This window comes from Salipiger bermudensis, from assembly GCF_020171625.1.
GTDB lineage: Bacteria > Pseudomonadota > Alphaproteobacteria > Rhodobacterales > Rhodobacteraceae > Salipiger > Salipiger bermudensis_B.
In genome coordinates this window covers 356,904-381,238 of record NZ_JAIUZY010000003.1, presented here as the reverse complement: position 1 = coordinate 381,238, position 24,335 = coordinate 356,904, and the positions used below count along the sequence as shown (strand labels likewise).

Here is a 24,335-nt window from a genome sequence, read left to right as displayed (position 1 = left end):
GCCCCAATGGCGCGCGATACGCTGACAGGCTCCAGAATTCGCGAAAGGCGAATTATTCTCGGAATGAAACAGGCCGAGTTGGCGAGGCGTGCCGATATTTCGGCCTCCTATCTCAATCTGATCGAACACAACAGGCGCAGAATCGGCGGAAAATTGCTGCTCGATCTGGCTGAGATTTTGGGGGTGGAGCCCTCGGTCCTGACCGAAGGCGCCGAGGCCGCCTTGATCGGGGCGCTGCGCGAAGCGGCGGTGCGTGCGCCCGAGGCCGGTCCCGAGATCGACCGGCTCGACGAGTTTGCCGGCCGCTTCCCGGGCTGGGCGCGGCTGCTCGCCGAAAGCCGGGCGCGCATCGACACGCTGGAGCGCAGCGTCGAGGCGCTCACCGACCGGCTGGCGCATGACCCGCATCTCGCCGACGCGCTGCACGAGATGCTTTCGACGGTGACGTCGATCCGCTCCACCGCCTCGATCCTCGCCGAGCCGGGCGAGATCGACCCCGACTGGCAGCGCCGCTTCCACCGCAATATCTATGAAGACAGCGCCCGGCTGGCCGAGAGCAGCCGCAGTCTCGCCTCCTATCTCGAGGCCGAGGGCAAGGCCGCGGCCGAAAGCGGTACCCCGCAGGAAGAGGTCGATGCGCTGTTCGAGGCGGCGCAGCACCACATCGCGCCGCTCGATGCGGGCGGGGCGGCCGACGCGGTAGCCGAGGAGCTGGGGCGCGCGCTCTCGCCGATCGCCCGGGCGTTGCTGCGCCGCGCCTTCCGGCGCTATGCCGAGGACGCCGCGCTGATGCCGCTCGACAAGGTGCTCGAGGCGGTGGTGGTGACGGGCACCGACCCGCTGGCGCTGGCGCGGCGCTTCGGGACCGATCCGGCGCGCGCCATGCGCCGGCTCGCCACCCTGCCGGCGGATGCGCCCTGCGGCAGCGTCGGGCTGGCGATCTGCGATGCCTCGGGCGTCTTCACCTTCCGCAAGCCGCTGCCGGATTTCCCGATCCCGCGGTTCGGCGCCGATTGCCCGCTCTGGCCGCTCTTTGCCGCGCTCAGCCGGCCGATGTCGGTGCTGAGCCGGGTGCTGCAATCCGCCGGGCGCCAGAGCAGCCCGGTCACGGCCATGGCCTTTGCCCAGCCGTCCGGCCCGCCGCAGATCAATCGCGAGCCGGTCTTCGAGGCGCATATGATGATCGCGCCCGCCGGTCCGCGCGCGTCCGAGACGCCCGAGGACGTGGGCATCACCTGCCGCATCTGCCCGCGCGCAGCCTGTCCGGCGCGGCGTGAGCCGTCCTTGCTGGGCGACGGGCTGACGCAGAGCTTTTGATCTTTTGACACCTGCCGCCACATTCGCGATAAGTTTTTGACAGGGGGAGGACGGTTTCGGCTCGGGGATGGTCGGGCTGCCCGGTGACGGGAAGGGGATGTCATGGCGAAACGAGTGATGCTGATCGAGGATGAGCCCAATATCATTGAGGCGATCAGCTTTATCCTGTCGCGCGAGGGGCTCTCGGTCGAGACCCATTCCGACGGCACCACCGCCAATGACAAGCTGCGCGCCAGCACGCCGGATCTGCTGATCCTCGACGTGATGCTGCCCGGCAAGAGCGGCTATGACATCCTGCGCGAACTGCGCGAGGAGGCAGGGACCGTCGACCTGCCGGTTCTGATGCTGACCGCCCGCGGCCAGACCCGCGACCGCGAGATGGCCGAGCGCGCCGGCGTGTCGGCCTTCATGACCAAGCCGTTCTCCAATGCCGAGATGCTCGAGCAGGTCCGCACCCTGATGGCCGAGACCTCATGACCGAGACCGGACCGCCGCGCCGGGGCAAGCCCCCGGTGTTTCTCGAACGGCAGTCCTACCGCCGGCGCCGGGTGACCGACGCGGCCCGGGTCCTGCCCTTCATCGGCCTGCTGCTCTGGCTGATCCCGCTGCTCTGGCGCGAGGAGGGTGAGGCGGCGGTGCGCTCGTCGAGCGCGATCCTCTACCTGTTCGGCGTCTGGTTCCTGCTTGTGGCCGGCGCGGCCGTGCTCTCGGCCAAGCTGGCCGCGCAGACCTGTGACGGCACCGCCGAGGCGGAGGGCCGGGGCGGGGAGGCGCCGTGACCATGCTGAACACGCTGGTCTTCGTCGGCAGCGCCTACGCGCTGTTCCTCTTCGCCATCGCCTTTGCCGCCGAGCGGGCGGCCCTGCGCGGGCAGGCGCGCTGGCTGCGCTCGCCCATCGTCTATACCCTGTCGCTGTCGATCTACTGCACCGCCTGGACCTTCTACGGCGCGGTCGGCACGGCGGTGCGTTCAGGTTTCGAGTACCTGACGATCTATCTCGGGCCATCGCTGGTGCTGATCGGTTGGTGGCTGATCCTGCGCAAGCTGGTGCGCATCGGGCGCTCTCAGCGCATCACCTCGGTGGCGGACCTGATTTCGTCGCGCTATGGGAAGTCCAACCTGCTGGCGGTCGGGGTGACGATCCTCGCGGTCGTCGGCACCACCCCCTACATCGCGTTGCAGCTGCAATCGGTGACCCTCAGCTTCGAAGTGTTCGGCGTGGGCGACATCGCGACCGGCGAGGAGAAGGGCCACACCGCGCTCTGGGTCGCGGCCGGCCTCGCGCTCTTCACGGTGATCTTCGGCACCCGCAACCTCGACGCCAACGAGCGCCACAACGGCGTGGTCATGGCCATCGCCGTCGAGGCGGTGGTCAAGCTTGCCGCCCTTCTGGCGGTCGGGGTGTTCGTGGTCTGGGGGCTTTCTGGGGGCGTCTCGGGCGTTCTGGACAAGATCGATGCCTCCAGCCTCGGACAGTGGCAGATGGACGGCGGGCGCTGGGTCGGCCTGACGGTGCTGTCGGCGACCGCCTTTCTCTGCCTGCCGCGGATTTTCCAGGTGCTGGTGGTCGAGAACGAGAACGAGACCCACCTGCGCACCGCAAGCTGGGCCTTCCCGCTCTATCTCGGGCTGATGAGCCTGTTCGTGGTGCCAATCGCGGTGACCGGGCTCGAGATGCTGCCCGAGGGCTCCAACCCCGACCTCTTCGTGCTCACCGTGCCGCTGAGCCAGGGCCGCGACGGGCTGGCGGTGCTGTCCTTCCTTGGCGGGTTCAGCTCGGCCACCTCGATGGTCATCGTCGCCGCCATCGCACTGTCGACCATGGTGTCGAACCACGTGGTGATGCCGCTGTGGCTGCGCTACGCCCGCGGCGGTGCCAAGGTCTCGGGCGACGTGCGGGGCGTGGTGCTGCTGGCGCGGCGGTTGTCGATCATCGGCGTGGTGATGCTGGGCTACCTCTATTACCGCCTGTCCGGCGGCGGCGCGGCGCTGGCCTCGATCGGGCTGGTGAGCTTTGCCGGGCTGGCGCAGATCCTGCCGGCGATGCTGGGTGGCATCTTCTGGCGCGGCGCCTCCCGGCTGGGCGCGCTGGTGGGGCTGACGCTGGGCTTCGGCTGCTGGGGCTACACACTGTTCCTGCCGAGCTTCGGCGCAGGCGTCTTCCTGCCCGAGGCCTGGGGAGCGGCGGGGCCGTTCGGCATCGGCTGGCTGCGCCCGCACGCGCTGTTCGGGATCGAGGGCATCGACCCGCTGCTGCACGCGGTGTTCTGGTCGCTGGCGCTGAACACCGGCGGCTTCGTGCTGGCCTCGCTGGCAAGCTTTCCCGGCCCGCTCGAGCGCCTGCAGGGCGCGCAGTTCGTCAACGTCTTCGAGCATTCCGCCGCGCCGCGCAGCTGGACCGGCCGGGTCGCGCAGGCCGAGGACCTGATGATCATGGCGCAGCGCATCCTTGGCGCGCGCGATGCGCAGCGGCTGTTCGAACGCGAGGCGCGGCGGCAGGGCATGGCCGAGACCTTGCCGGCGCCCACGCCCAGCTTTCTCGAAACGCTCGAGCGCGAGCTTGCAGGTTCGGTGGGCGCGGCCACGGCGCACGCGATGGTGGGCCAGATCGTCGGCGGCATGTCGGTCTCGGTCGAGGACCTGATGGCGGTGGCCGACGAGACCGCGCAGCTGATGGAATACTCCGCCCGTCTCGAGGCGCAGTCGCAGGAGCTGGCGCGCACCGCCGCCCAGTTGCGCGAGGCCAACGCCAAGCTGACCCGGCTGTCGGTGCAGAAGGACGCCTTCCTCAGCCAGATCAGCCACGAGCTGCGCACGCCGATGACCTCGATCCGCGCCTTCTCCGAAATCCTGCGCGACACCACCGGCCTGACGCCCGAGGAGCAGCGCAAGTATTCCTCGATCATCCATGACGAGGCGATCCGGCTGACGCGCCTGCTCGATGATCTGCTCGACCTGTCTGTTCTGGAGAACGGGCAGGTCAGCCTGAACCTGCGCGAGGGGCTGCTCTCGGACGTGCTCGACCGGGCGGTGGCCGCCGCGGCGGCGGATGAGCACGCGGCGCCCCTGCGCATCATCCGCGATCCCGCCGCCGAGCGGGTGTGGCTCAACACCGATCTCGACCGGCTCAGCCAGGTGTTCATCAACCTCGTCTCCAACGCCCGGAAGTACTGCGACGCCGCGCGTCCGGCGCTCGAGATCCGGGTCCATCGCGGCGATCGGCTGGTGGTCGACTTCGTCGACAACGGTTCCGGTATCTCGCCCGAGGCGCAGGACGTGATCTTCGAGAAGTTCAGCCGTGTCAGCGATCAGAAGGCCGGCGGGGCGGGCCTCGGGCTGGCGATCTGCCGCCAGATCGTCACCCGTCTGGGCGGCGAGATCCGCTACCTGAAAGGCCAGGACGGGGCGGCGTTCCGGGTGGCTCTGCCGGCGGACATCGCGCTGGCCGTAGAGTAGCGGCGGACCCGGTTTCACAGTGCTTTAAAGCCCTTGGTAACCAAATACCTCCATACACATCGCTGAGTCCGCCCGAGAACAGGCTGCCCGCACGATGGGAGATCCCGCAAGACAGGATGAAGTTCTGGCCCAGAAGGCCAGCGCGGCCCGCCGCGCCCTCGAGGCGCGGTCGATGTCGCCGTTCAAGGCACTGCGCCGGGCGCTGTCGCGCACCGCCGATGTGCTGTGGGATCTGGCGCTGGTGACCCACGGGGTCGAACAGGCGCAGCTCGATCAGGACGGGGTCGTGGCCGCGCTTGGCGGCGACGCGCTGCTTATCCTGCTCGATGGCCCAGACGGCGTGCCCGGCGTGGCCCGGATCGATCGCTCGGTGATGACCGGGCTGATCGAGGTGCAGACCATCCTTCAGGTCACCCAGATGCCGGTCGAGGAGCGCCCGCTGACCCAGACCGACGCGGCGATGATGGCGCCGCTGCTCGATCATGCGCTCGAGCGGTTCGAGCGGTATCTCGAAGAGCATCCTTTGCAACCGCAGATTTCCGGCTTCCGCTTCGGCGCCATGGTGGAGGATTCGCGCACCGCCGGGCTGCTGCTCGACGCGTCGGGCTATCGCGCGTTCCGGGTGTCTCTCGATCTCGCGCTTGGCCGGCGCACCGGGGAACTGGCGCTGTTCCTTCCAGACCGGGCCGAGGCCACGGCGGCGGACGAGTTGGGCGCTGCGGGGCAGGAAGGGCCGCACGAGCAGAAGATGAAGCTGCTGCCGGTGCACATGGATGCGGTGCTGCACAGGCTGGTCCTGCCGCTGTCGGTAGCCGAGAAACTGCAGCCCGGCGATCTGATCCCGCTGCCGCCCGAGGCGCTCGACGGGGTCGAGCTTCTGGCCGGCGACGGCTCGGGCGTCGCGGGCGGGCGGCTCGGTCAGATCAACGGGATGCGGGCGGTGCGACTCGCCTGGCCACAGGGCAGCGGGGGGCACGCGCAAGACGACGAGGGGGTGGCTGCATCGTTGCTTTCGGAGGGGGCGCAACCGGCTGCGATGGAGGTGGCCGCGGCCCCGGTGCCCGAGCGCGGGCCGGACCTCGCCGAGGATCTGCCCGAGCTGCCGCCGATGGAGTTCGACGCAGGCAGCTTTGACACGGGCGACACCGAGACCGACACCGAAGCGTTCGGTGGGGATTTCGGCACGGATTTCAGCGGGGAGTTTGCCACCGACGATGCGGAGGGGGACGAGGGGGCGGCGTTCGACTTCGCCGCCGCTCCGTTCGAGCTTGATGAAGACTGAGCCGGGGCTCAGCCCTTCTGCGCCGCCAGCGACTCGAGCGTCGGGCGGATGCCCTCGAGCTGGTAGCCGGCCTTGGCGGTGGTGGCGAGGATCTCGTCCACCGGCATCTCGCCGGCCTTGCCCATCGCCCAGACGATCGAGCAGCGGGTGCCCGAGCGGCAATAGGCCAGCACCGGGCCCTCGGCCTTGGCCAGCAGGTCGGCCTGCTGCGTCACCTGCTCGAGCGTCAGGCTTTCGTTGGTGACCGGGATATAGACGAATGCCACACCGGCGGCGCGTGCGGCCTCTTCCATGGCCCGGTGCGACAGCTCCGGGGGAACCTCCGCGTCGGGGCGGTTGCAGATCACGAGCGTGATGCCCGCATCGGCGGCGGCCTGCACGTCCTCGAGCGCGATCTGCGGAGAGACGGAGTAGCCGGGGGTGAGTTCGATCATAGCCATGTCGCGATATCACTCGGCAGGAACGGCTTTGTCCAGACGTGATCTTACGAAAGGCGCCACAACCATCCCGGTGAGCATGGCGGCCACGAACACATATAATTCGGGACCGCCGTAGCTCAGCGAGGCGATCGAAGGCCCCGGGCACAGGCCGGCCAGACCCCAGCCGACGCCGAACAGGCCAGATCCGAGGATCAGCTTGCGATCGATCTCCCGCGAGGGGGGCGGGGGCAGCGGCACGCCCAGCACCGAACTCTTGCGCCCGCGCGCCACCCGCCACGCGATCGCCATGGGGATCATCGCGCCGCCCATCACGAAGGCAAGCGTCGGGTCCCAGTTCCCGAACACGTCCAGCCAGCCCTGCACCTTTGCGGTGTCGGTCATGCCCGAGAGGTACAGGCCGGCGCCGAACAGGCCGCCGGCGATGAAGGAGGAGACAAGTCGCATCATCTCAGATCACACCCAGGATATGACGGAACAGGACAACGCCGACGCCGCCGGCAAGGATATAGCAGACGGTCGCCACGATGCCGCGCAGCGAGAGGCGTGACATGCCGCACACGCCATGGCCCGAGGTGCAGCCATTGGCGAGCCGGGTGCCCAGCCCCACCAGCAGGCCGGCGGCGACCAGCACCGCGGTGTTGTCGGTGATGTGGGTATCGACGGGGCCGAAGGCCGGCATCAGCAGCACCGGCAGCAGCACCACGCCGGCAAGGAACACCAGCCGTTCGGCTGTCAGGCTGCCGGCCGTCCGGTCGACCAGCGAGCCGACAATGCCCGAGGCGCCCATGATGCGCCCGTTGAAGAGGAGATAAACCGCCCCGCCGGAGCCGATCAGCAAGCCTCCGATCAGGCCGAGTATCCAGTCCTGTTCCATGTCGCGGATGTCCTTCGTCTCGCATTGAGAGTGCGGCCGGTAGCGCAAGCGCTCCGGTTTGCAGGAGGGGGGCTGTGATCCGCGGGGCGGATCAGAGCTTGTTGATCGGGACCTTCAGGTAGATGTCGCCCTTCTCGTCGGCGGGCGGCATCTGGCCTCCGCGCATGTTGACCTGAAGCGACGGGATGATGAGCTTGGGCATCGCCAGCGTCGCATCGCGGCTGTCGCGCATCTTGACGAACTCTTCGGCCGACTTGCCTTCGCCCACGTGGATGTTGAGCGCCTTCTGCTCGCCCACGGTGGTCTCCCACGCGTAGTCGTCGCGGCCCGGCGCCTTGTAGTCGTGGCCCACGAAGATCCGGGTGTCGTCGGGCAGGGCGAGGATCTTCTGGATCGAGCTGTAGAGCACCTCGGACGAGCCGCCGGGGAAGTCGCAGCGCGCCGTGCCGAAATCGGGCATGAACAGCGTGTCGCCGACGAAGGCCACATCGCCGATCACGTAGGTCAGGCAGGCCGGCGTATGGCCGGGCGTGTGCAGCACGTCGCCGCGCAGCTGGCCGATATAAAAGCTGTCGCCCTCCTCGAAGAGGCGGTCGAACTGCGAGCCGTCGCGCTGGAACTCGGTGCCCTCGTTGAACACCTTGCCGAAGGTGTCCTGCACCACGGTGATGCGCTCACCGATGCCGATCTTGCCGCCCAGTTCCTGCTGGATGTAGGGCGCCGCCGAGAGGTGGTCGGCATGCACGTGGCTCTCGAGCAGCCACTCGACCTTGAGGGCGTGCTCCTTGACGAAGGCGATGATCGCATCCGCCGAGCGGGTGTCGGTGCGGCCCGAGGGGTAATCGAAATCGAGCACGGAATCGACCACGGCGCAGGACGACCCGGAGGGATCGCGCACGACGTAGGAAATCGTGTTGGTGGCTTCATCGAAGAATGCGGTGACGTCTGGTGAGATCATGCGATGCTCCTCTGTTTGATCGATCATATATATAAAAGTGAATATGTTTACAAGGATTCTCTCGCGATTGACCTGCATCAAGGTGCGCCGCTGCAGATCGTTTCATCAAGATATCCGGACGTGGCCCGCGCCACCGTTATCCGGTCGCTCGAAACCTGCAGAATCATGGTATGCATGGGGCATGCAGAGCGCCTTGCGCGGTTGGAGGACGAAGGGATCGCTCTCAAACTGCCACGCGCAGGCGATCGGGCGGCCGTGACCGCAAGAGAGGCGCAAGGCATGGGCCGGGGCCGCGAAGGCGCATGACGCTGCGGGACGTGGAAGAGGGCGAGTGCCGGGGTTGTGTGAACTGAGGTGAGCCGTCCACTCCAGGGCGGTGCGATCTTCTTCCGGACGCGGCGCTCTTTCCGGGCTGCGCGGGTCGGGCGAGCCATCAGGCCGGTCTCTCCCGGCCGCTGTGAGGAGGAAAGACACCATGATCAACGCGCTGAAGAACCGGATTGTCGAACTTGCCGCCGCCACCCGCGAGGCAGAGGCCTCTGCCGATGCCGCGGCGCAGCAGGACCTGCTCGAGGATCTCGAGCGCCACGTCGAAGAGCTTGAGGCGCGCGGCGGCAAGGTGCCGGACTGTGCGTTGCCTCTGGTCCGACCCGATGGCGATGGCGAGGTCGAGGACCAGTTCGACAACATGCCGATCTGAACGCCCCGGTTTCCAACCTTGCCTCGCGCCGGTGTTTCCCGTCTAATATACCGCGATCGCGCAGATAAGCGCGGCAGGTGCAGGCGCCGGCCAACCGGCCGGCAGGCAAGGACGGGCAGATGTCAGAGGCGCGGGATACGGTCGGGTATTCGGTAGACCACGGAGTCGTTCGGATCGGCATCCGCAACCCGCCGGTCAACGCGCTCGTGCGCGATGTCCGCGCAGCGCTTCTGGCGGCGTTCGACCGGGCCTGCTCCGAGGAGAGCGCCGTCGCGATCCTTCTCTCTGGCGAGGGGCCGGGCTTTGCCACCGGCGCCGATCTGTCCGAGTCGGACGGGGGCGCCGACGCCCCCACCATGGCCGCGCTTTGCGCGCGGGTCGAGGCCAGCCCGCTGCCGGTGGTGGCGGCGCTGCATGGCACCGTGCTCGGCGCGGGGGTGGAGCTGGCTCTGGCGGCGCATTACCGCGTCGCCGATGCCGACACCCGCATCGGCTTTCCCGAAGTCAGGCTGGGCCTGATGCCCTCTGCCGGCGCAACCCAGCGCCTGCCGCGGCTTGTGGGGGCAGGCGCGGCCCTCGATCTTATGCTCAGCGGCAGGCTCTTCAGCATGGACGCCCCGCCGGCCGAGGCGCTGGCCGATCTGGTGGTCGCCGAGGATGCGCGCGCGGGCGCTGCGCAATTCGTCGCGGCGCTGCTCGAGGACGGAGGGGCGGTGCGTCCGACCTCCGGGATCCGCCTCGGCTTTGCCGATCCCAAGGCCTACGGCCACGCGGTGACGCAGCGCCGCGAAGCGCTGGCCAAGGCGCCGGAGCTGGCCCCGCGCGAGATCGTGGCGGCGGTCGAGGCCGCCAATTTGCTGCCTTTCGAGGCCGGGCTCGCCTTCGAGGCCGACGCGGCCCAGACCTGCCGCGTGTCCGCGCAGTCGCGTGCCCTGCGCGCCGCCTTCGTGGCCGAGCACCGGGCCCGGCGGCTGGACTTGCCCGCGGACGCGCCGCTGCCGGAGCTCACGCGCATCGCGGTGCTGGGCGGCGGCCCGCTGGCGGTGCAACTGGTGTTCGCGGCGCTTTTGTGCGGCCTCGCGGTGAACTGGGGCACCCGCGACCCCGCGGCCCTGCGCGAGGGCGTGCCGCGCCTGCGCAGGCTGTTCGACGGCTTCGTCCGGCGCGGCGCGATGTCCGAGGATGACGCGCTCGACCGGCTGGCCGACCTGCGCATCGGCGACAGCGCGGCGATGACCGGCGGCGTCGAGGTGATCGTGCACGCCGCGCGCGGGCAGGGGGACGTTCCGGCCCCCGACGGCATTCCGCGGCTCAGCGCCGTGTCGGGCATGGTGCGCCAGGTCGGCCTGCGCTTTGCACCGCCGATCCACGCCGCGCGGCTGATCGAGGTGATCGTGGGACCGAGCGCCAGCCCCGAGCAGATCGTGGCGGCCCGTGCGCTCGCCCGCGCGCTCGACAAGATCCCGGTGCGGGTGCACGCGCCGGGCGAGACCGTCGCCGGACGGCTGATGGCGGCGTGCCAGCGCGCAGCCGACGCGCTCGTCGATCTCGGCCAGCACCCCTACGACATCGACCGCGCCTTGCGCGAGTGGGGCTGGCATCGCCCGCCGTTCCTCGCCTCCGACAGGCGCGGTCTGCCGGATCTCGCCGCGCGCCCCCGCGCCGAGGGCGCCCGCAACTGGTGCGACGTGATGGTCGGCCACGACCGCCGCGGCCGCGCCGGTGGCGCTGGCTTCTACCTCTGGGAAGGCACGCCGCCGGTGCCCTCCGAGGATCCGGGGCTGACCGCGCTGCTCGAGGCCGAGCGTCCCGCGGCGCGGCCGCTGTCGCCTGACCAGATCCGCCGGCTGGTCTTTGGCGCCATGGCGAACGAAGGCGCCCGGATGCTGGCCTCGGGCATGGTGCTCCGGCCCTCCGACATCGACGTGGTGGCGACGCTGGGGCTCGAGCTGCCGCGCTGGCGCGGCGGTCCGATGCATCTGGTGGGGGTCTATGGACTGCTCTCGGTGTGTCGCGCGATGGAGGGGCTCGACCACCCCGACAAGGCGTTCTGGACGCCGCAGCCGGTCTTCGGCGCGCTGATCAAGAACGGCCGCAGCTTCGAGGCGATGAACCGCTGACGCGGCCCGCGCCGGGGCGCGGGGTTAGCCGAGGAAGATGCCCATGATGACCATCATCAGCCCCAGCACCGAAAACAGCAGCGCGCCCATGTTCAGCGGCACGACCTTGCGCACCACCGCGCGCAGCGCCTCGTCGTCGAGCCCCTTGCGGCGCGCGCCCCAGACCCGCGCGATGCAGAACAGCAGGCCCAGAAGCCCAAGCACCGAGATCAGCGCACCCAGCCAGATCAGCCATTCCATCGCGATCGTCCTTCACTCCCGGAAAACCCGGCCTGCGGTAATCCATCGCCGGTGATGCCGCAACCCCTTGATGGCCGCGTGCGGGCTGGAGTAGTCAGGGCGCCATACCGGCAGGAGACACAACCGATGCAAGACGAAGGTTCGAGCAACAGCTACGGCATCGCGGCAGGCGAGCTGCGCAGCTTCATAGAGCGCATTGAGCGCCTCGAGGCGGAAAAGAAGGAAGTCGCCGACCAGCAGAAAGAGGTCATGGCCGAGGCCAAGGGCCGCGGCTACGACGTCAAGGTGCTGCGCAAGGTGATCGCGCTGCGCAAGCGCGACAAGGACGACATCGCCGAGGAAGAGGCGGTGCTCGAGATGTACAAGGCCGCGCTCGGCATGGAGTGAGGCGCCGGCCTGAAAGCAGCGGGGGCGATCCAACGCCCCTGCGCCCACGGCCCGCGTACGCCGGGCCCAGCCAGCGCCAGCGCACAAGCCCTCGCGCGACCCCCAGCTTCTTCTGGCCGAAAATATCCCGGGGTGAATTGGCGCCTCGCGCCAAGAGGGGCAGCGCCCCTCCACCCCCGGCGGCTTTGCAACGCCCTCAGGGCGTGAGAAGCCGCACCCCCGACATCTCGCCGATCTGCCAGACATCCTCGTCGTAGAGCTCGGTCAGCATGTCGACATAGGCCGCGTCCCAGCCCGGCAGGTCGAGCTCTTCCTCGATCGCCTCGTCGAGCGCGTATTTCTCGAGGAACGCCGTCATCACCCGGCGCTTCTGCGCCTCGTTGATGCGAGGGTTCTCTTTCAGGAAGGCGCGGAAACGCTGCATGCCTTCGGGACTGATGATCTCCGAGAACACGTCGAACGCGCCGATGATCTTGCGCTCGAGCGGAATGCCCGCCATCTCGCGCAGGATCTGGCCCCAGATCAGCGGCGTGTCCTCGTTGCACCAGACCGTGACCGGCATCTCCGGCACCGCCTCGCGGATGCGGCGGATCAGGTCCGACCAGCGCAGATGCATCGGGTCGACGCCGCAAAGGAACTCGTCGAAGCTGACATGCGGCGTCGCCCGGTAGACCGCCGGCAGGAAGGTGGCGAAATCGCGCAGCCCGAGAAACACCCCGATGCGGTCGCCGGGAAACAGCTTCTGGATGCCCTGCAGGCGTTGTTCGGTCTTGCGGTAGAGCCGCCCGCCCGACAGCGCGAGCTTGGGCACCGAGAGCAGGTTCTCGTGGCTCAGGCAGAGCCGCGAGACGCCCTCCGGGTCCTCGCTCAGGATTGTGTCGAGCAGCACCTCGCGCGCCTCCGGCGTCGGCGTGCCGTCGCCCAGCCCGTTGAGCGCGTCCGACAGCAGCGCGCGGTAGCGCGACGGGCCCGGGATCGCCACGCCCTCCTTGCGGAAATCGTCGGCGTTGCGCAGCAGCCCCTTGAGCAGGCGGTCGTCATCCGTACCGTGGACGCCGATGTGAAGACTGATCTGCATGGCCTGCTCTTTTGAAACGCGCACGGCCGGACTATAAGCGCTTTGGCGCCGAGTAAAACCGCATTCCCCGCGCCGCACCTACCGGAGACCGAGATGAGCCTGGCCGATCGCAGCACCGCAAAGACCGCCCGCGGACCGCGCTGGCCGAGCCCGTGGTCGACGGGAGCGGCGCTGATCGCCGCGGTGGTGCTGGGGCCGATCCTCGCCGTGCTCTGGATCGCCGCCTTCCCGGCCGAGAACATCTGGCCGCATCTCGTCTCGACCACGCTGCCGCGCTACATGACGAACACGCTCGTGCTGATGTTCGGCGTGGGCGTGCTGGCGGGCTGCGCGGGGTCGGGCGCGGCCTGGCTGATCGCGCGGTACCAGTTTCCCGGTCGACGCTGGCTGGAATACCTGCTGCTGCTGCCGCTGGCGATCCCGGCCTATGTCGGCGCCTATGCGCTGGTCGACCTGCTGGAATATGCCGGCCCGGTGCAGACCTTCCTGCGCGGGCTCTTCGGCTGGCAGACCGCGCGCGACTACTGGTTCCCCGAGATCCGCTCGATGGGCGCCGCCATCGTGGTGCTGGCCGCCGCGCTCTATCCTTACGTCTACCTACTGGCCCGCAATGCCTTCCGCGAGCAGTCGGCCTCCTCGGACGAGGTGGCGCAGTCGCTGGGTGCCGGCGTGGTGGGGCGGTTCTGGCGCGTCGGCCTGCCGCTGGCGCGCCCCGCCATCGCCGCGGGCGTGGCCATCGTGATGATGGAATCGGTCAATGATTTCGGCACCGTCGACTATTTCGCGGTGCAGACCCTGACCACCGGCATCTTCTCGGTCTGGCTGCAAAGCAACAATGCCGGCGGGGCCGCCCAGATCGCGGCCACCGTACTGGCGCTGGTGATCCTCCTCGTGCTGCTCGAGAAGAGCTCGCGCCGCCGGATGCGCTTCTTCAACCTTTCCACGCGCCACCGCCCCGTCGAGCGCAGGCCGCTGCCGGCCGGGACCGCGTGGCTGGCGACGCTGGCCTGCGCCATTCCCTTCGCGATGGGTTTCGTGCTGCCCGCGGGGGTGATCCTGCATCACGCGCTCGGGCACGCCGAGAACTGGGCCGATCCGCGGCTCTGGCAGGCCGGTCTGCACACGCTCACCGTCTGCGGCCTTGCAGCGGTTCTGACGGTCCTTGGGGGCGTGTTTCTGGTCTATGGCGTGCGTCTCTCGGGGCGCGCGTTGCCACGGCTGCTGCTGCCGGTGACCACCATCGGCTACGCCGCTCCCGGCGCGGTGCTGGGCGTCGGCATCTTGATCCCGCTCGCGGGGTTCGACCACGCGCTGGCGGACGGGGTCGAGGCGCTGACCGGCGTCGATATCGGCCTCGTGCTGACCGGCTCGGCCTTCGCGCTGGTGCTGGCCTATTTCGTCCGCTTCTTCGCCATCGCGCAGGGCGCGGCGGATGCGGCGATGGGGCGGGTTTCGCCCAACCTCGCGCTGGCGGCGCGCTCGCTGGGGCGCAGCCAGGGCCAGACACTGGCCGAGGTCTACTACCCGCTGATCCGCGCCTCGGTGGCCTCGGCGCTGCTTCTGGTCTTCGTCGACTGCGTCAAGGAGCTTCCCGCGACGCTGCTCCTGCGCCCGTTCAACTACGAGACGCTGGCCACGCGGGTGCACGAGCAGGCCTCGCTCGAGAATCTCGGCGGCGCGGCGCCGGCGGCGATGCTGGTGATCGCGGTGGGGCTGGCGGCGGTCGGTCTTCTGGCCCGCGCCAACCGCTAGATATCGCTTGCACCCACCCCGCCGGCTGGCATATCCCTTGCGCCACGGTGCCCCTATAGCTCAGCTGGTAGAGCAACTGATTTGTAATCAGTAGGTCCGCGGTTCGAGTCCGTGTGGGGGCACCAGTATCCACCCAGAGCATTGTTTTGCAGCGGCTTTCCTCCACGGTAAGCCGTGGCGTGGTGCATTGTGTATTGCCAATCCGAAGCCTGCACCTTTCGCAAGGACCGTCTCTTCCACATCGCGCGCAGAGCTTCCCGATCCCCTTCACCGCCATCCAAGCCAGCCCCACGCAAAAGGCCCACGCCGTGAGGCGCGGGCCTTGTCTGTTTCGTCGGGCGCATAAGCCCCCGGCTCAGAAATCCCAGTCGTCGTCCTCTGTCGCCACGGCGCGGCCGATGACGTAGCTCGAGCCGGAGCCGGAGAAGAAGTCGTGGTTCTCGCTGTCGGGGCTGAGCGCGGCGAGGATCGCCGGGTTCACCTCGGCCGCCTCCGGCGGGAACAGCGCCTCGAAGCCGAGGTTCTGCAGCGCCTTGTTGGCGTTGTAATGCAGGAAGGCCTTGACCTCCTCGGTCAGCCCGATGCCGTCGTAGAGCTCTTCGGTATAGCGCGACTCGATCTCGTACAGCTCGAAGAGCAGGCCGAAAGCGTAGTCCTTCAGCTCCTGCCGGCGCTCGGGACTTTCAAGCTCCATCCCGCGCTGGAACTTGTAGCCGATGTAATAGCCATGCACCGCCTCGTCGCGGATGATCAGGCGGATCAGGTCGGCGGTGTTGGTCAGCTTGGCGCGGCTCGACCAGTACATCGGCAGGTAGAAGCCCGAGTAGAACAGGAAGCTCTCGAGGAACACGCTGGCGATCTTGCGCTTCAGCGGGTCGGCCTCGGGGGCGTAGGTCTCGAGCACGGCGCGGGCCTTGGCCTGCAGGTGCGGGTTCTCGTCCGACCAGCGGAACGCCTCGTCGACCTCGCGGGTCGAGCACAGTGTCGAGAAGATCGACGAGTAGCTGCGCGCGTGCACCGCTTCCATGAAGGCGATGTTGGTCAGCACCGATTCCTCGTGCGGCGTGAGGCAGTCGGGCATCATCGCCGGCGCGCCCACCGAGTTCTGGATGGTGTCGAGCAGGGTCAGGCCGGTGAACACGCGGATGGTGAGCGTGCGCTCCTCCTCGGTCAGCGTGGCCCAGCTCTGCACGTCGTTCGACAGCGGCACCTTCTCGGGCAGCCAGAAATTCACCGTCAGGCGGTTCCAGACCTCGAGGTCCTTGTCGTCCTGCAGGCGGTTCCAGTTGATCGCGCGGGGCACGGCGCGGGCGGAGACATTGTCCTTCATGGCGGATCTCTTCCTAAGCGTTTCGGGAGGGGCTCAGAGCGTGCAGGACACGCAGCCCTCGACCTCGGTGCCTTCCAGCGCGGTCTGGCGCAGGCGCACGTAGTAGATCGTCTTGATGCCCTTCTTCCAGGCGAGGATCTGGGCGCGGTTGATGTCGCGCGTGGTGGCCTCGGCGGGGAAGAACAGGGTCAGCGACAGCCCCTGGTCGACATGCTCGGTGGCCGCGGCATAGGTCTCGATCAGCGCCTCGGGGCCGATCTCGTAGGCATCGCGGTAATACTCGAGATTGTCGTTGGTCATGTAGGCCGCCGGGTAATAGACGCGGCCGATCTTGCCTTCCTTGCGGATCTCGATCTTCGACACGATCGGGTGGATCGAGGAGGTCGAGTTGTTGATGTAGCTGATCGAACCGGTGGGCGGCACCGCCTGCAGGTTGCGGTTGTAAAGACCGTGCTCCATCACGTCCGCCTTCAGCGCGGCCCAGTCGGCGCGCGTGGGCAGGGTGATGCCGTCGAAGAGCTGCGTCACGCGCTCGCTCTCGGGCAGCCAGTCGCGCTCGGTATACTTGTCGAAGAACACGCCCGAGGCATAGTCCGACGCCTCGAAGCCCTTGAAGCTCTCGCCGCGCTCCTTGGCCAGCGCGCAGGAGGCGCGGATGGCGTGGTAGGCCACGGTGGCGAAATAGACCGAGGTGAACTCGACCCCCTCGGGGCTGCCGTAATGGATGCGCTCGCGGGCGAGGAAGCCGTGCAGGTTCATCTGGCCGAGGCCGATGGCGTGGCTCTCGTCATTGCCCTTGCGGATCGAGGGTACCGCGTCGATGGCCGACATTTCCGACACCGCGGTCAGCGAGCGGATCGCCGCCTCGACGGTGGCGCCGAGATCGCGGCCATCCATGGTCTTGGCGATGTTGAGCGAGCCGAGGTTGCACGAGATGTCGGTGCCCATGTGGGCATAGCTCAGGTCCTCGTTGTAGACCGAGGCCTCGTTGACCTGCAGGATCTCGGAGCACAGGTTCGACATGGTGATGCGCCCGTCGATCGGGTTCATCCGGTTCACCGTGTCCTCGAACATGATGTAGGGGTAGCCGCTCTCGAACTGGATCTCGGCCAGCGTCTGGAAGAACGAGCGGGCGTTGATCTTGGTCTTGCGGATGCGCTTGTCCTCGACCATCTCGTCGTATTTCTCGGTGACCGAGATTTCCGAGAACGGCACGCCGTAGATCTTTTCCATGTCATGCGGCGAGAACAGGTACATCGGCTCGTTGCGCTTGGCGAGCTCGAAGGTCACGTCGGGGATCACCACGCCGAGCGACAGCGTCTTGATGCGGATCTTCTCGTCGGCATTCTCGCGCTTGGTGTCGAGGAAGCGCAGGATGTCGGGGTGGTGGGCGTTGAGATAGACCGCCCCCGCGCCCTGACGGGCGCCGAGCTGGTTGGCGTAGGAGAAGCTGTCTTCGAGCAGCTTCATGATCGGGATCACCCCCGAGGACTGGTTCTCGATGCCCTTGATGGGCGCGCCGTGCTCGCGGATGTTGGTCAGCATCAGGGCGACGCCGCCGCCGCGCTTCGACAGTTGCAGCGCCGAGTTGATGCCGCGGCCGATGCTCTCCATGTTGTCCTCGAGCCGCAGCAGGAAGCACGAGATCAGTTCACCGCGGCTCTTCTTGCCGGCGTTGAGGAAGGTCGGCGTGGCCGGCTGGAATCGGCCCGAGAGGATCTCTTCCATGAACGACATGGCAAGATCCTGATCGCCGCGCGCCAGCGCCAGCGCCACCATCACCACGCGGTCCTCGTAGCGCTCGAGGAAGCGTTTCCCGTCGCGGGTCTTGAGCGTGTAGGAGGTGTAGTACTTGAACGCGCCGAGGAAGGTCGGGAAGCGGAACTTCTTCTTGAAGGCGGCGTCCCAGATCTGCTGCAGGAAGGCACGCGGATAGGCCTCGAGCACCTCGGCCTCGTAGTAGCCCTCCTCGACGAGGTAATCGAGCTTCTCGTCGAGCGAGTGGAAGAACACCGTGTTCTGGTTGACGTGCTGCAGGAAGTACTGCCGCGCGGCCATGCGGTCGGCGTCGAAACGGATGTGGCCCTCGTCGTCGTAGAGGTTCAGCATCGCGTTCAGCGCGTGGTAATCGAGCGTCTCGCTCAGGCGGTCAAGCATTCGGTCCCCCAGAAGGCGTGCAGCCCGTCTCTGACGCGGGCAATGTCGGTGAGCGTGCCGGCCAGCTCGAACTTGTAGAGCAGGGGCACGGAGCATTTCTTGGCGATGACATCGGCGGCGATGCCATAGGTGGTTCCGAAGTTCCGGTTGCCGCCGCCGATGACGCCGCGCAGACGGCGGCGGTGGTCGGGATCGTTCAGGAAGTGGATGACCTGCTTGGGTACCGCGCCGCGGCCTTCACCGTCGGCATAGGTCGGGCAGATCAGCACGTATTCGTCGGGCAGGGCGGGCAGCACCGCCTTCGGCGAGACCGGGATGCGGCTGGCCATCATCCCGAGCGCGTTGACGAAGCGGGCGGTGTTGCCGCTGGCCGAGGAGAAGAAGACGATCCCCGGCATGGCTCAGGACGCGAGCGCACCGATCATGTCCGGGCGGAAGCCCGACCAGTGGTCCTCGCCGGCGATCACGACGGGCGCCTGGCGGTAGCCAAGCTCGGTCACGCGGGCCATCGCCTCGGCATCCTCGGTGAGGTCCACCACGTCATAGGGCAGGCCGCGGGCGTCGAGCGCGCGGGTGGTGGCGGTGCACTGCACGCAGGCGGGCTTGGAATACACGATGATCGACATGGGCGGCGTCCTCTTTGTGGCTGGCGGGCCGGGACGCGACTTGGACGGGTCGGCCTGCGCCGCTCCGATCCCGTAACACGCCCCGAACCCTCCGTTCGTGGTCAAATCCTGTCGCTTCCGGCAGGTCTCCTGACTCGCGGCGGGTGCCGCGGGGCCGGCCTTCCCGGGGTGGCAGCCCCAGTGGCATGATCGGTCTCGCGCGCCGCTTACAGTTGCGGGGGCAGCGCCGGCGTTTCACCGGCTTCCCTCTTGCCGGCGGATGATTCCGCCGGGCACCCGAAGCACCTATATCTAGATCATGGGGGTGTTTTCCCGTCAATATGCAGTTGTGCAACGGTTTCGGCCACAAGCGCTTGTGTGCCCTTGCAGGCTTGGGATTCGGGTGATTTTCGGGGCGATTTTTTTCGCCCGGGCGGCGCGGGGCGGTTGCCTGATTCATGGGCGCATCTGGGGGCCGTGGCTTGTCTGCCCGACGATGCGCTTGGTTTGCCCGCCGCTCCGGCGCGGAGCAAAGGCCGAAACCCGCCGCGCCATCGCCTGCCCGCCCCGACGGGCTGGCAATTTGGGGAGGCCCGGTCTGCAGGAACGAGGTCTTTCGGACTTGGCGGGGATAAATCGAGAGGCTCGCGGGGAAGAGTGCCACCCCGCGGGCAGGCGATGGCGCGGCGGCGGGCCAATGTTGTGACCAAGGCCACATTACCTAGGGCTCGGTTTTGTGTCGCTGTGCGTCACCCGACATGGTCAGCCCCTCCGGAAACCCTGCCACGCGCCTGAGCGTCGTCCTTCTGCTTGCGCATCGCTTTCACCGTCTCGGCCTTGGGAGCCGCGCGGCGGCGGGCCAAGGGGCGGCGATCCAAGGGTGGAATCCCTCGATTTATCCCGGCCAGATCCGAAAGATCTCGAAGCTCGGCGCCCAGCCCGACCAAATCGCCGGTCCGGGGGCGGCCCGGCGATGCGCGGCGGCGCTTGCAGCGCCTTGTCCCGCGCGAGGGCCGTTCCGCCCTTCGGTCTGCGACCAAGGCCACATTGCCCGCACACCTCGTTTCGTGTAGATTTGCGCCACCCGGTGTGAAGGATGTCGACATGGTCAGCCCCTCCAAGACCCCTGCCAAACGCCTGAGCGTCGCCTTCCTGTTGGCGGATCGCTTCACCCTCTCGGCCTTTGCCAATTTTGTCGACGTGCTGCGCCTTGCCGCCGACGAGGCCGATCACTCGCGCCCGATCCTGTGCGACTGGGTGGTGCTGTCCGAGAGCCTCGAGGCGGTACGCTCCTCCTGCGGTGTGCGGGTACAGCCCGAAACGCGACTGCGCCATGCCGGGCGCTACGACTATGTCGTGGTGGTGGGCGGTCTGATCGGCGACAGCGCCGCGCTCGGCGCCGAAGCGCAGGCCTTCCTGCAGCGGCAGGCGGCAGCCGGGGTGCCGCTGGTCGGGCTCTGCACGGGCGTGTTCATCCTGCAGCGGCTCGGTCTGCTCAAGGGCTACCGCTGCTGCGTGAGCTGGTTCCACCATCAGGATTTCCTCGACCAGTTCGAGGCCGAGACGCCGATCTCGGATCAGATCTTCGTGGTCGACCGTGACCGGCTGACCTGCTCCGGCGGGCACGGCGCGGCGCATCTCGCGGCCTTCCTCGTGCAGCGCCATGTCGGGCAGAACGCCGCGATCAAGAGCCTCAACATCATGATGATCGAAGAGGCGATGAGCGGCGAGCGACCGCAGCCCGGACAAGCCACCGCGCGCCGCGCCGTGGACGCGCTGGTCAAGCGCGCGGTTCTGCGGATGCAGCAGAACCTCGAGCACCCGAAGACCGTCGAGGACCTGGCCCGGGAGCTTGGCGTCGGGCGGCGCACGCTCGAGCGACGCTTTCTCGCGGATCTGGCGCAGACGCCGCTCAAGGTCTATCTCGACCTGCGGCTGGAGCGGGCGTTGCAGAGGTTGCGCGGGTCGGAAGCCTCGGTCACCGAGGTGGCGCTGGCCTGCGGCTTCTGCGACGGGCCGCACCTGTCGCGCACCCTCAAGGCCGAGCGTGGCGTGACCCCGGCGGAATACCGCAAGGCGCAGGCCGGGCAGGGCCGGGCGGAGGATCAGCCGCCGGTGGGCGTGCTGCTGCGCGGCGCGGAGTGACCGCGCCACGCGGGACTTGGGGGACGATGGATCAGAGCTCGACGGTGACCTTGCCGCGCGGGTTCGAGCAGCAGGCGAGAATGTAGCCTTCCTCGATCTCCTCCTCGGTGATGCCGCCGTTGTGCACCATGTGCACCTCGCCCTCGAGCTTCTTGACCTTGCAGGTGCCGCAGACCCCGAAGGTGCAGCCCGACGGAATCGCCACGCCGGCGCTGCGCGCGGCAGAGAGCACGGTGTCGGTCTCGGGGCAGGAGGCACTGACGCCGGAGATGTCGAAGACGATTTCGGCTTCCACGTCCTCTTCCGGCAGGTCGTCCTCGGGCATGGGGGCTTCGACCAGCTCGGGGCCGGGGGTGCCGGGCGCCTGGAAGCTCTCCTGGTGGTAATGCTCCATATCGAAGCCAAGACCCGCCAGCGCCTCGCGCACGGCGGTCATGAAACCCTCGGGGCCGCAACAGAACACCTCGCGCTCGAGGTAGTCGGGGGCCATCAGGCCAAGCATGAGCTGGTTGAACTGGCCCTGGTAGCCGGTCCAGGGCTTGTACTTGTCGCGCTCGGCCACCACCCAGCGCAGGTCGAGCCCCTCGGTGCGCGAGGCCATGTGCTCGAGCCGCTCGCGGAAGATGATCTCCGACGGCTTGCGCGCGCAGTTGACGAAGACGATGTCGCAGGAGCGGCCGCGGTCGTAGAAATCGGTCGCCATCGACATCATCGGGGTGATGCCGGAGCCTGCCGAGATGAACAGGTACTTGTCCCCGGGGTGATCGCTCGCGGTGAACCGGCCACCGGGCCCGAGCGCGCGCAGCGTCATCCCGGGCTTGAGGTTGTCCATGATCCAGCGCGTGCCGATGCTGTCGTCCTGCGCCTTCATCGTCAGGGTGAGCGACAGCGGGCGCGAGGGCGAGGACGAGATCGTGTAGGTCCGGTAGAGCGGCCCGCCCGGCACCGGCAGTTCCAGCGTCAGGAACTGGCCGGCCTTGAACTCGAACGGCCGGCCCGAGGGCGACTGGAAGCACACAGTGATGACATTCGGTGTCTCTGGCAGGATGGAGACGCATTCCAGCGCCTCGTCGTCGGTCCAGTGCCCCGATGCGGCGACGAGGGAGGTGGTCATGGGCAGTTACTCCGCTGCAAGGGTGGCGGGGGCGTGCGCGGCGCGCATACGGCCAAGGTACCAGTCGACGAACTGGATCACGCCGTCTTCGTGGATCTTCGAGTATGGGCCGGGCTCGAACGCGGGCGAGTTGATGCCCTGCTGGTTGTCCTCGACGACGCGGCGGTCCTCGTCGTTGGTGTGCTCCCACACCGTGGTGAGGTTCTTGAGGTCGTAATCCACGCCCTCGACCGCGTCCTTGTTGACCAGCCAGGTGGTTTGCACCTCGGTCTCCTGCGGCCCGATCGGGGTGACGCGGAAGGTGATCGAGTGATCGGTCAGGAAGTGGTTCCACGTGGTCGGGTAATGGAACAGCAGCAGCGTGCCGGCGTCGAGATAGGGCACCGTGCCGAGGCGCTTCTGCACCGCGATCTTGCCCGAGACGGTGTAGCTCTCGGCGCCGTCGAGCAGCGGCATCCGCGCGACACGGAACTGGCCATCCGCGTCGACCTTGAAGCGCGACGGGGCGCCGGCGGACTCGAGGCGGTTGAAGTGGTTCTCGACCTTCTCGGGGAAGGTGCCGTCGGGGCTGACGCCGGTGATGCTGGGGTCTTCGGGATAGGTGCGGCACAGGTCGGGGTGGTTGCCGGCGCAGTGATAGCACTCGCGGTTGTTTTCCCAGACCAGCTTCCAGTTGCCCTTCTCGATGATGGTCGACTGGAACGCCACCTTGGCGTTCGACAGGTCATGCACGCCGAGATAGGGGCTGACGGTCTCTGCGAACGGCTCGAAATCGGGGGCATCGGCGGCGAGGCAGATGTAGACGAGGCCGGCATTGACGCGGCAATGCACCGGCTTCAGGCCGTGCTGGGACGGGTCGAAGTCCGGGCCCATGTCGCGCGCCCAGAGCAGCTTGCCGTCGAGGTCGTAGGTCCACTGGTGGTAGGGGCAGGTGAGCTTGGCGACGCGCCCCTGCGCGGCCGAGCAGAGCACCGAGCCGCGGTGGCGGCAGGAGTTGTGGAAGGCGACGATCTCGCCCTTGCCGTCCCGGATCACGATGACGTCGTAGGCGCCGATGCGCAGGCGCTGATAGGCGCCGGTCTTGTCGAGCATGCAGGCCGGGAAGGCGAACAGCCACTCGCGGTACCAGATCGTCTCGAGATCCGCCTCGAAAATGTCGGACGAGGTGTAGAACGGCTGCGCGAGCGCATAGCCGGGACGGTGCTGGCTGAGCAGTTCGGAGAGCGGGGCGGTCTGACTGGCCATGGCGAAACTCCTGTCGCGGGAGGGCTATTCGGGGCACAGAGCCATCCCGGTCGGCATTTGGCAATTGGCAAAATCCTCATGTAGGTTTAGCCTAGGTAATGCCATAATGGGTTTTCGCTTGTTTGCGACATTCGAAGTACGAAAGCGACGCAGTTATGTCCAAGCCTTATGATTTACCCTCGCTCGGGGACCTTGCCTGTTTCGAAGCAGCTGCCCGGAATTTGAGCTTCAAACTGGCCTCATCCGAACTCAACGTCACCCCGGCGGCTGTCAGCCACCGCATCAAGGCGCTGGAACATGAACTGGGGCAGGCGCTTTTCACCCGGCAATACCGCGGTGTCGAACTGACCGAGGCCGGCGCGCTGCTCTTCGTGTCGTTGCAAAGGGGATTCGAAACGATCTCGGAGAGTGTCACCCGGATCAGAAGCCGCCACGACCGGACCGGCGTGTCGATCGCGGCGACCACCGCGATGAGCGGGCTTTGGCTGACCCCGCGGCTGGCCGCCTTCTGGAAGGCGCATCCGGGGGTCGCAATATCCCAGCTCATCCAAGACGATCAGAAGGCGCAGGGCGTGGACCTCTCGATCCATTATGGCGACCCGGACGCAGAGGATGACGAGACGCGGGTGCTGTTCCGCGACCGCATCCTTGCCCTGGGCACCGAGCAGTTCGCCGAGAGCTATGGCATCGCCCGGCTCGCCGATCTCTCGGACGTGCCGCTGATCCAGACCCAGTCCGGGGTGAACCCCTATACCGAGTGGCCGGAATGGTTCGCCTATCTCGACCGGCCGGCGCCGCGGGGGCCGGGGTTCTTCCTCAACAACTACCTGATTTCGCTGCAGGCCGCCGAGGATCATGTCGGAGCGGTGCTGGGCTGGGAGGGGTTGCTCGGAAGCCATCTCGACAGCGGTCGACTGGTGCCTCTGGTGCCCGACGAGATGCCCTCGCCATATCCGTTCTACCTGCGAATCCACGGGCGCGCCTCGGCCAACGCGCGGCTCTTCGCCGACTGGCTGGCGGAGATCTGACGGGCAGGGGGCACGACCCCGGCGTGACACTCGGAGGCCCGGGCGATCCGATCGACGCGACATTGCCTGCCCGGGATGGGGCGAGGCCTCGTTATGAATCTCTCGG

Annotated in this window: 23 protein-coding genes, 1 tRNA gene and 1 riboswitch; of the genes, 12 read left to right on the top strand and 12 right to left on the bottom strand. The window is 67.8% G+C overall.

Annotation, left to right across the window (positions count from 1 at the left end):
- Positions 1-6 precede the first annotated feature (6 nt).
- The 5 genes from LCM15_RS05355 (at position 7) to LCM15_RS05335 (ending at position 6,056) form a co-directional block, all read left to right on the top strand.
- A complete protein-coding gene (locus tag LCM15_RS05355; protein WP_224853937.1) occupies positions 7-1,317 on the top strand; it encodes a helix-turn-helix domain-containing protein in 1,311 nt (436 codons plus the stop codon).
- 102 nt (positions 1,318-1,419) lie between these two features.
- Positions 1,420-1,794: a response regulator transcription factor gene (locus tag LCM15_RS05350; RefSeq protein WP_224853935.1), complete on the top strand. Its 375-nt coding sequence runs from the start codon at positions 1,420-1,422 to the stop codon at positions 1,792-1,794.
- A complete protein-coding gene (locus tag LCM15_RS05345) occupies positions 1,791-2,096 on the top strand; it encodes a hypothetical protein (protein WP_224853932.1) in 306 nt (101 codons plus the stop codon). The genes LCM15_RS05350 and LCM15_RS05345 overlap by 4 nt, the downstream gene beginning before the upstream one ends.
- Positions 2,093-4,774 (top strand): ATP-binding protein, encoded by a 2,682-nt coding sequence (locus tag LCM15_RS05340; protein ID WP_412103276.1) that lies wholly within the window; start codon positions 2,093-2,095, stop codon positions 4,772-4,774. Before LCM15_RS05345 ends, LCM15_RS05340 begins: the two co-directional genes overlap by 4 nt.
- A 94-nt stretch (positions 4,775-4,868) precedes the next feature.
- A complete protein-coding gene (locus tag LCM15_RS05335) occupies positions 4,869-6,056 on the top strand; it encodes a flagellar motor switch protein FliM (RefSeq protein WP_224853929.1) in 1,188 nt (395 codons plus the stop codon).
- Between the two features lie 8 nt (positions 6,057-6,064).
- Here LCM15_RS05335 and LCM15_RS05330 read toward each other — a convergent pair whose 3' ends face one another.
- From LCM15_RS05330 to LCM15_RS05315, 4 genes are all read right to left on the bottom strand, one after another.
- A complete protein-coding gene (locus tag LCM15_RS05330) occupies positions 6,065-6,496 on the bottom strand; it encodes a TIGR01244 family sulfur transferase (RefSeq protein ID WP_224853926.1) in 432 nt (143 codons plus the stop codon).
- Positions 6,497-6,505: 9 nt separating this feature from the next.
- Entirely contained in the window at positions 6,506-6,940 is a 435-nt protein-coding gene (locus LCM15_RS05325; RefSeq protein WP_412103278.1) for a DUF6691 family protein, read from the bottom strand.
- A 4-nt stretch (positions 6,941-6,944) separates the two neighbouring features.
- Entirely contained in the window at positions 6,945-7,370 is a 426-nt protein-coding gene (locus tag LCM15_RS05320; RefSeq protein ID WP_224853922.1) for a YeeE/YedE family protein, read from the bottom strand.
- Between the two features lie 91 nt (positions 7,371-7,461).
- On the bottom strand, positions 7,462-8,325 hold the full coding sequence (locus LCM15_RS05315; protein ID WP_224854586.1) for an MBL fold metallo-hydrolase: 864 nt from the start codon (positions 8,323-8,325) through the stop codon (positions 7,462-7,464).
- Positions 8,326-8,803: 478 nt separating this feature from the next.
- On the opposite strand from LCM15_RS05315, the gene LCM15_RS05310 reads away from it, so the two are divergent.
- Together LCM15_RS05310 and LCM15_RS05305 are read left to right on the top strand one after the other, a co-directional pair.
- On the top strand, positions 8,804-9,028 hold the full coding sequence (locus tag LCM15_RS05310; protein WP_224853920.1) for a hypothetical protein: 225 nt from the start codon (positions 8,804-8,806) through the stop codon (positions 9,026-9,028).
- A gap of 119 nt (positions 9,029-9,147) precedes the next feature.
- Positions 9,148-11,148, top strand: coding sequence for an enoyl-CoA hydratase-related protein (locus LCM15_RS05305; protein ID WP_224853916.1), 2,001 nt, complete (start codon positions 9,148-9,150; stop codon positions 11,146-11,148).
- Positions 11,149-11,172: 24 nt separating this feature from the next.
- Here LCM15_RS05305 and LCM15_RS05300 read toward each other — a convergent pair whose 3' ends face one another.
- A complete protein-coding gene (locus LCM15_RS05300; RefSeq protein WP_224853913.1) occupies positions 11,173-11,388 on the bottom strand; it encodes a hypothetical protein in 216 nt (71 codons plus the stop codon).
- A 126-nt stretch (positions 11,389-11,514) separates the two neighbouring features.
- On the opposite strand from LCM15_RS05300, the gene LCM15_RS05295 reads away from it, so the two are divergent.
- Positions 11,515-11,775, top strand: a complete 261-nt coding sequence (locus tag LCM15_RS05295) for a DUF2312 domain-containing protein (RefSeq protein ID WP_224853910.1) — start codon at positions 11,515-11,517, stop codon at positions 11,773-11,775.
- Positions 11,776-11,971: 196 nt separating this feature from the next.
- On the opposite strand, the gene LCM15_RS05290 is transcribed toward LCM15_RS05295, so the two are convergent.
- Complete coding sequence (locus LCM15_RS05290; protein ID WP_224853908.1) at positions 11,972-12,853, bottom strand: hypothetical protein; 882 nt, start codon at positions 12,851-12,853, stop codon at positions 11,972-11,974.
- 93 nt (positions 12,854-12,946) lie between these two features.
- Between LCM15_RS05290 and LCM15_RS05285 the strand changes: the two genes are divergently transcribed.
- Both LCM15_RS05285 and LCM15_RS05280 read left to right on the top strand, forming a co-directional pair.
- On the top strand, positions 12,947-14,605 hold the full coding sequence (locus tag LCM15_RS05285; RefSeq protein WP_224853906.1) for an ABC transporter permease: 1,659 nt from the start codon (positions 12,947-12,949) through the stop codon (positions 14,603-14,605).
- Positions 14,606-14,654: 49 nt separating this feature from the next.
- Positions 14,655-14,730 (top strand) — tRNA-Thr (locus LCM15_RS05280).
- A 230-nt stretch (positions 14,731-14,960) separates the two neighbouring features.
- Here LCM15_RS05280 and nrdF read toward each other — a convergent pair.
- From nrdF to nrdH, 4 genes are read right to left on the bottom strand one after another with little or no spacing between them, the layout of a single operon-like run.
- Entirely contained in the window at positions 14,961-15,935 is a 975-nt protein-coding gene (gene nrdF, locus LCM15_RS05275) for a class 1b ribonucleoside-diphosphate reductase subunit beta (protein WP_224853904.1), read from the bottom strand.
- A 33-nt stretch (positions 15,936-15,968) separates the two neighbouring features.
- Positions 15,969-18,092 carry a class 1b ribonucleoside-diphosphate reductase subunit alpha gene (nrdE, locus tag LCM15_RS05270; protein ID WP_224853902.1) on the bottom strand — a complete coding sequence of 708 codons (2,124 nt, stop codon included), beginning with the start codon at positions 18,090-18,092 and terminating at the stop codon, positions 15,969-15,971.
- On the bottom strand, positions 18,077-18,490 hold the full coding sequence (nrdI, locus tag LCM15_RS05265) for a class Ib ribonucleoside-diphosphate reductase assembly flavoprotein NrdI (protein ID WP_224853899.1): 414 nt from the start codon (positions 18,488-18,490) through the stop codon (positions 18,077-18,079). Before nrdI ends, nrdE begins: the two co-directional genes overlap by 16 nt.
- A gap of 3 nt (positions 18,491-18,493) precedes the next feature.
- Positions 18,494-18,718 (bottom strand): glutaredoxin-like protein NrdH, encoded by a 225-nt coding sequence (nrdH, locus tag LCM15_RS05260; protein ID WP_007797878.1) that lies wholly within the window; start codon positions 18,716-18,718, stop codon positions 18,494-18,496.
- A gap of 101 nt (positions 18,719-18,819) precedes the next feature.
- Positions 18,820-19,013, bottom strand: a riboswitch (cobalamin riboswitch).
- Positions 19,014-19,801: 788 nt separating this feature from the next.
- Between nrdH and LCM15_RS05255 the strand changes: the two genes are divergently transcribed.
- Positions 19,802-20,842, top strand: coding sequence for a GlxA family transcriptional regulator (locus tag LCM15_RS05255; protein WP_224853895.1), 1,041 nt, complete (start codon positions 19,802-19,804; stop codon positions 20,840-20,842).
- Between the two features lie 31 nt (positions 20,843-20,873).
- Here LCM15_RS05255 and LCM15_RS05250 read toward each other — a convergent pair whose 3' ends face one another.
- Both LCM15_RS05250 and LCM15_RS05245 read right to left on the bottom strand, forming a co-directional pair.
- The gene (locus tag LCM15_RS05250) at positions 20,874-21,956 is read right to left on the bottom strand and encodes a hybrid-cluster NAD(P)-dependent oxidoreductase (RefSeq protein ID WP_224853893.1); all 1,083 of its coding nucleotides are present in this window, start codon (positions 21,954-21,956) and stop codon (positions 20,874-20,876) included.
- A gap of 6 nt (positions 21,957-21,962) precedes the next feature.
- A complete protein-coding gene (locus LCM15_RS05245; protein WP_224853890.1) occupies positions 21,963-23,201 on the bottom strand; it encodes an aromatic ring-hydroxylating oxygenase subunit alpha in 1,239 nt (412 codons plus the stop codon).
- A gap of 155 nt (positions 23,202-23,356) precedes the next feature.
- Between LCM15_RS05245 and LCM15_RS05240 the strand changes: the two genes are divergently transcribed.
- Positions 23,357-24,229, top strand: a complete 873-nt coding sequence (locus LCM15_RS05240; RefSeq protein ID WP_224853887.1) for a LysR family transcriptional regulator — start codon at positions 23,357-23,359, stop codon at positions 24,227-24,229.
- The last annotated feature ends 106 nt before the right edge of the window (positions 24,230-24,335 follow it).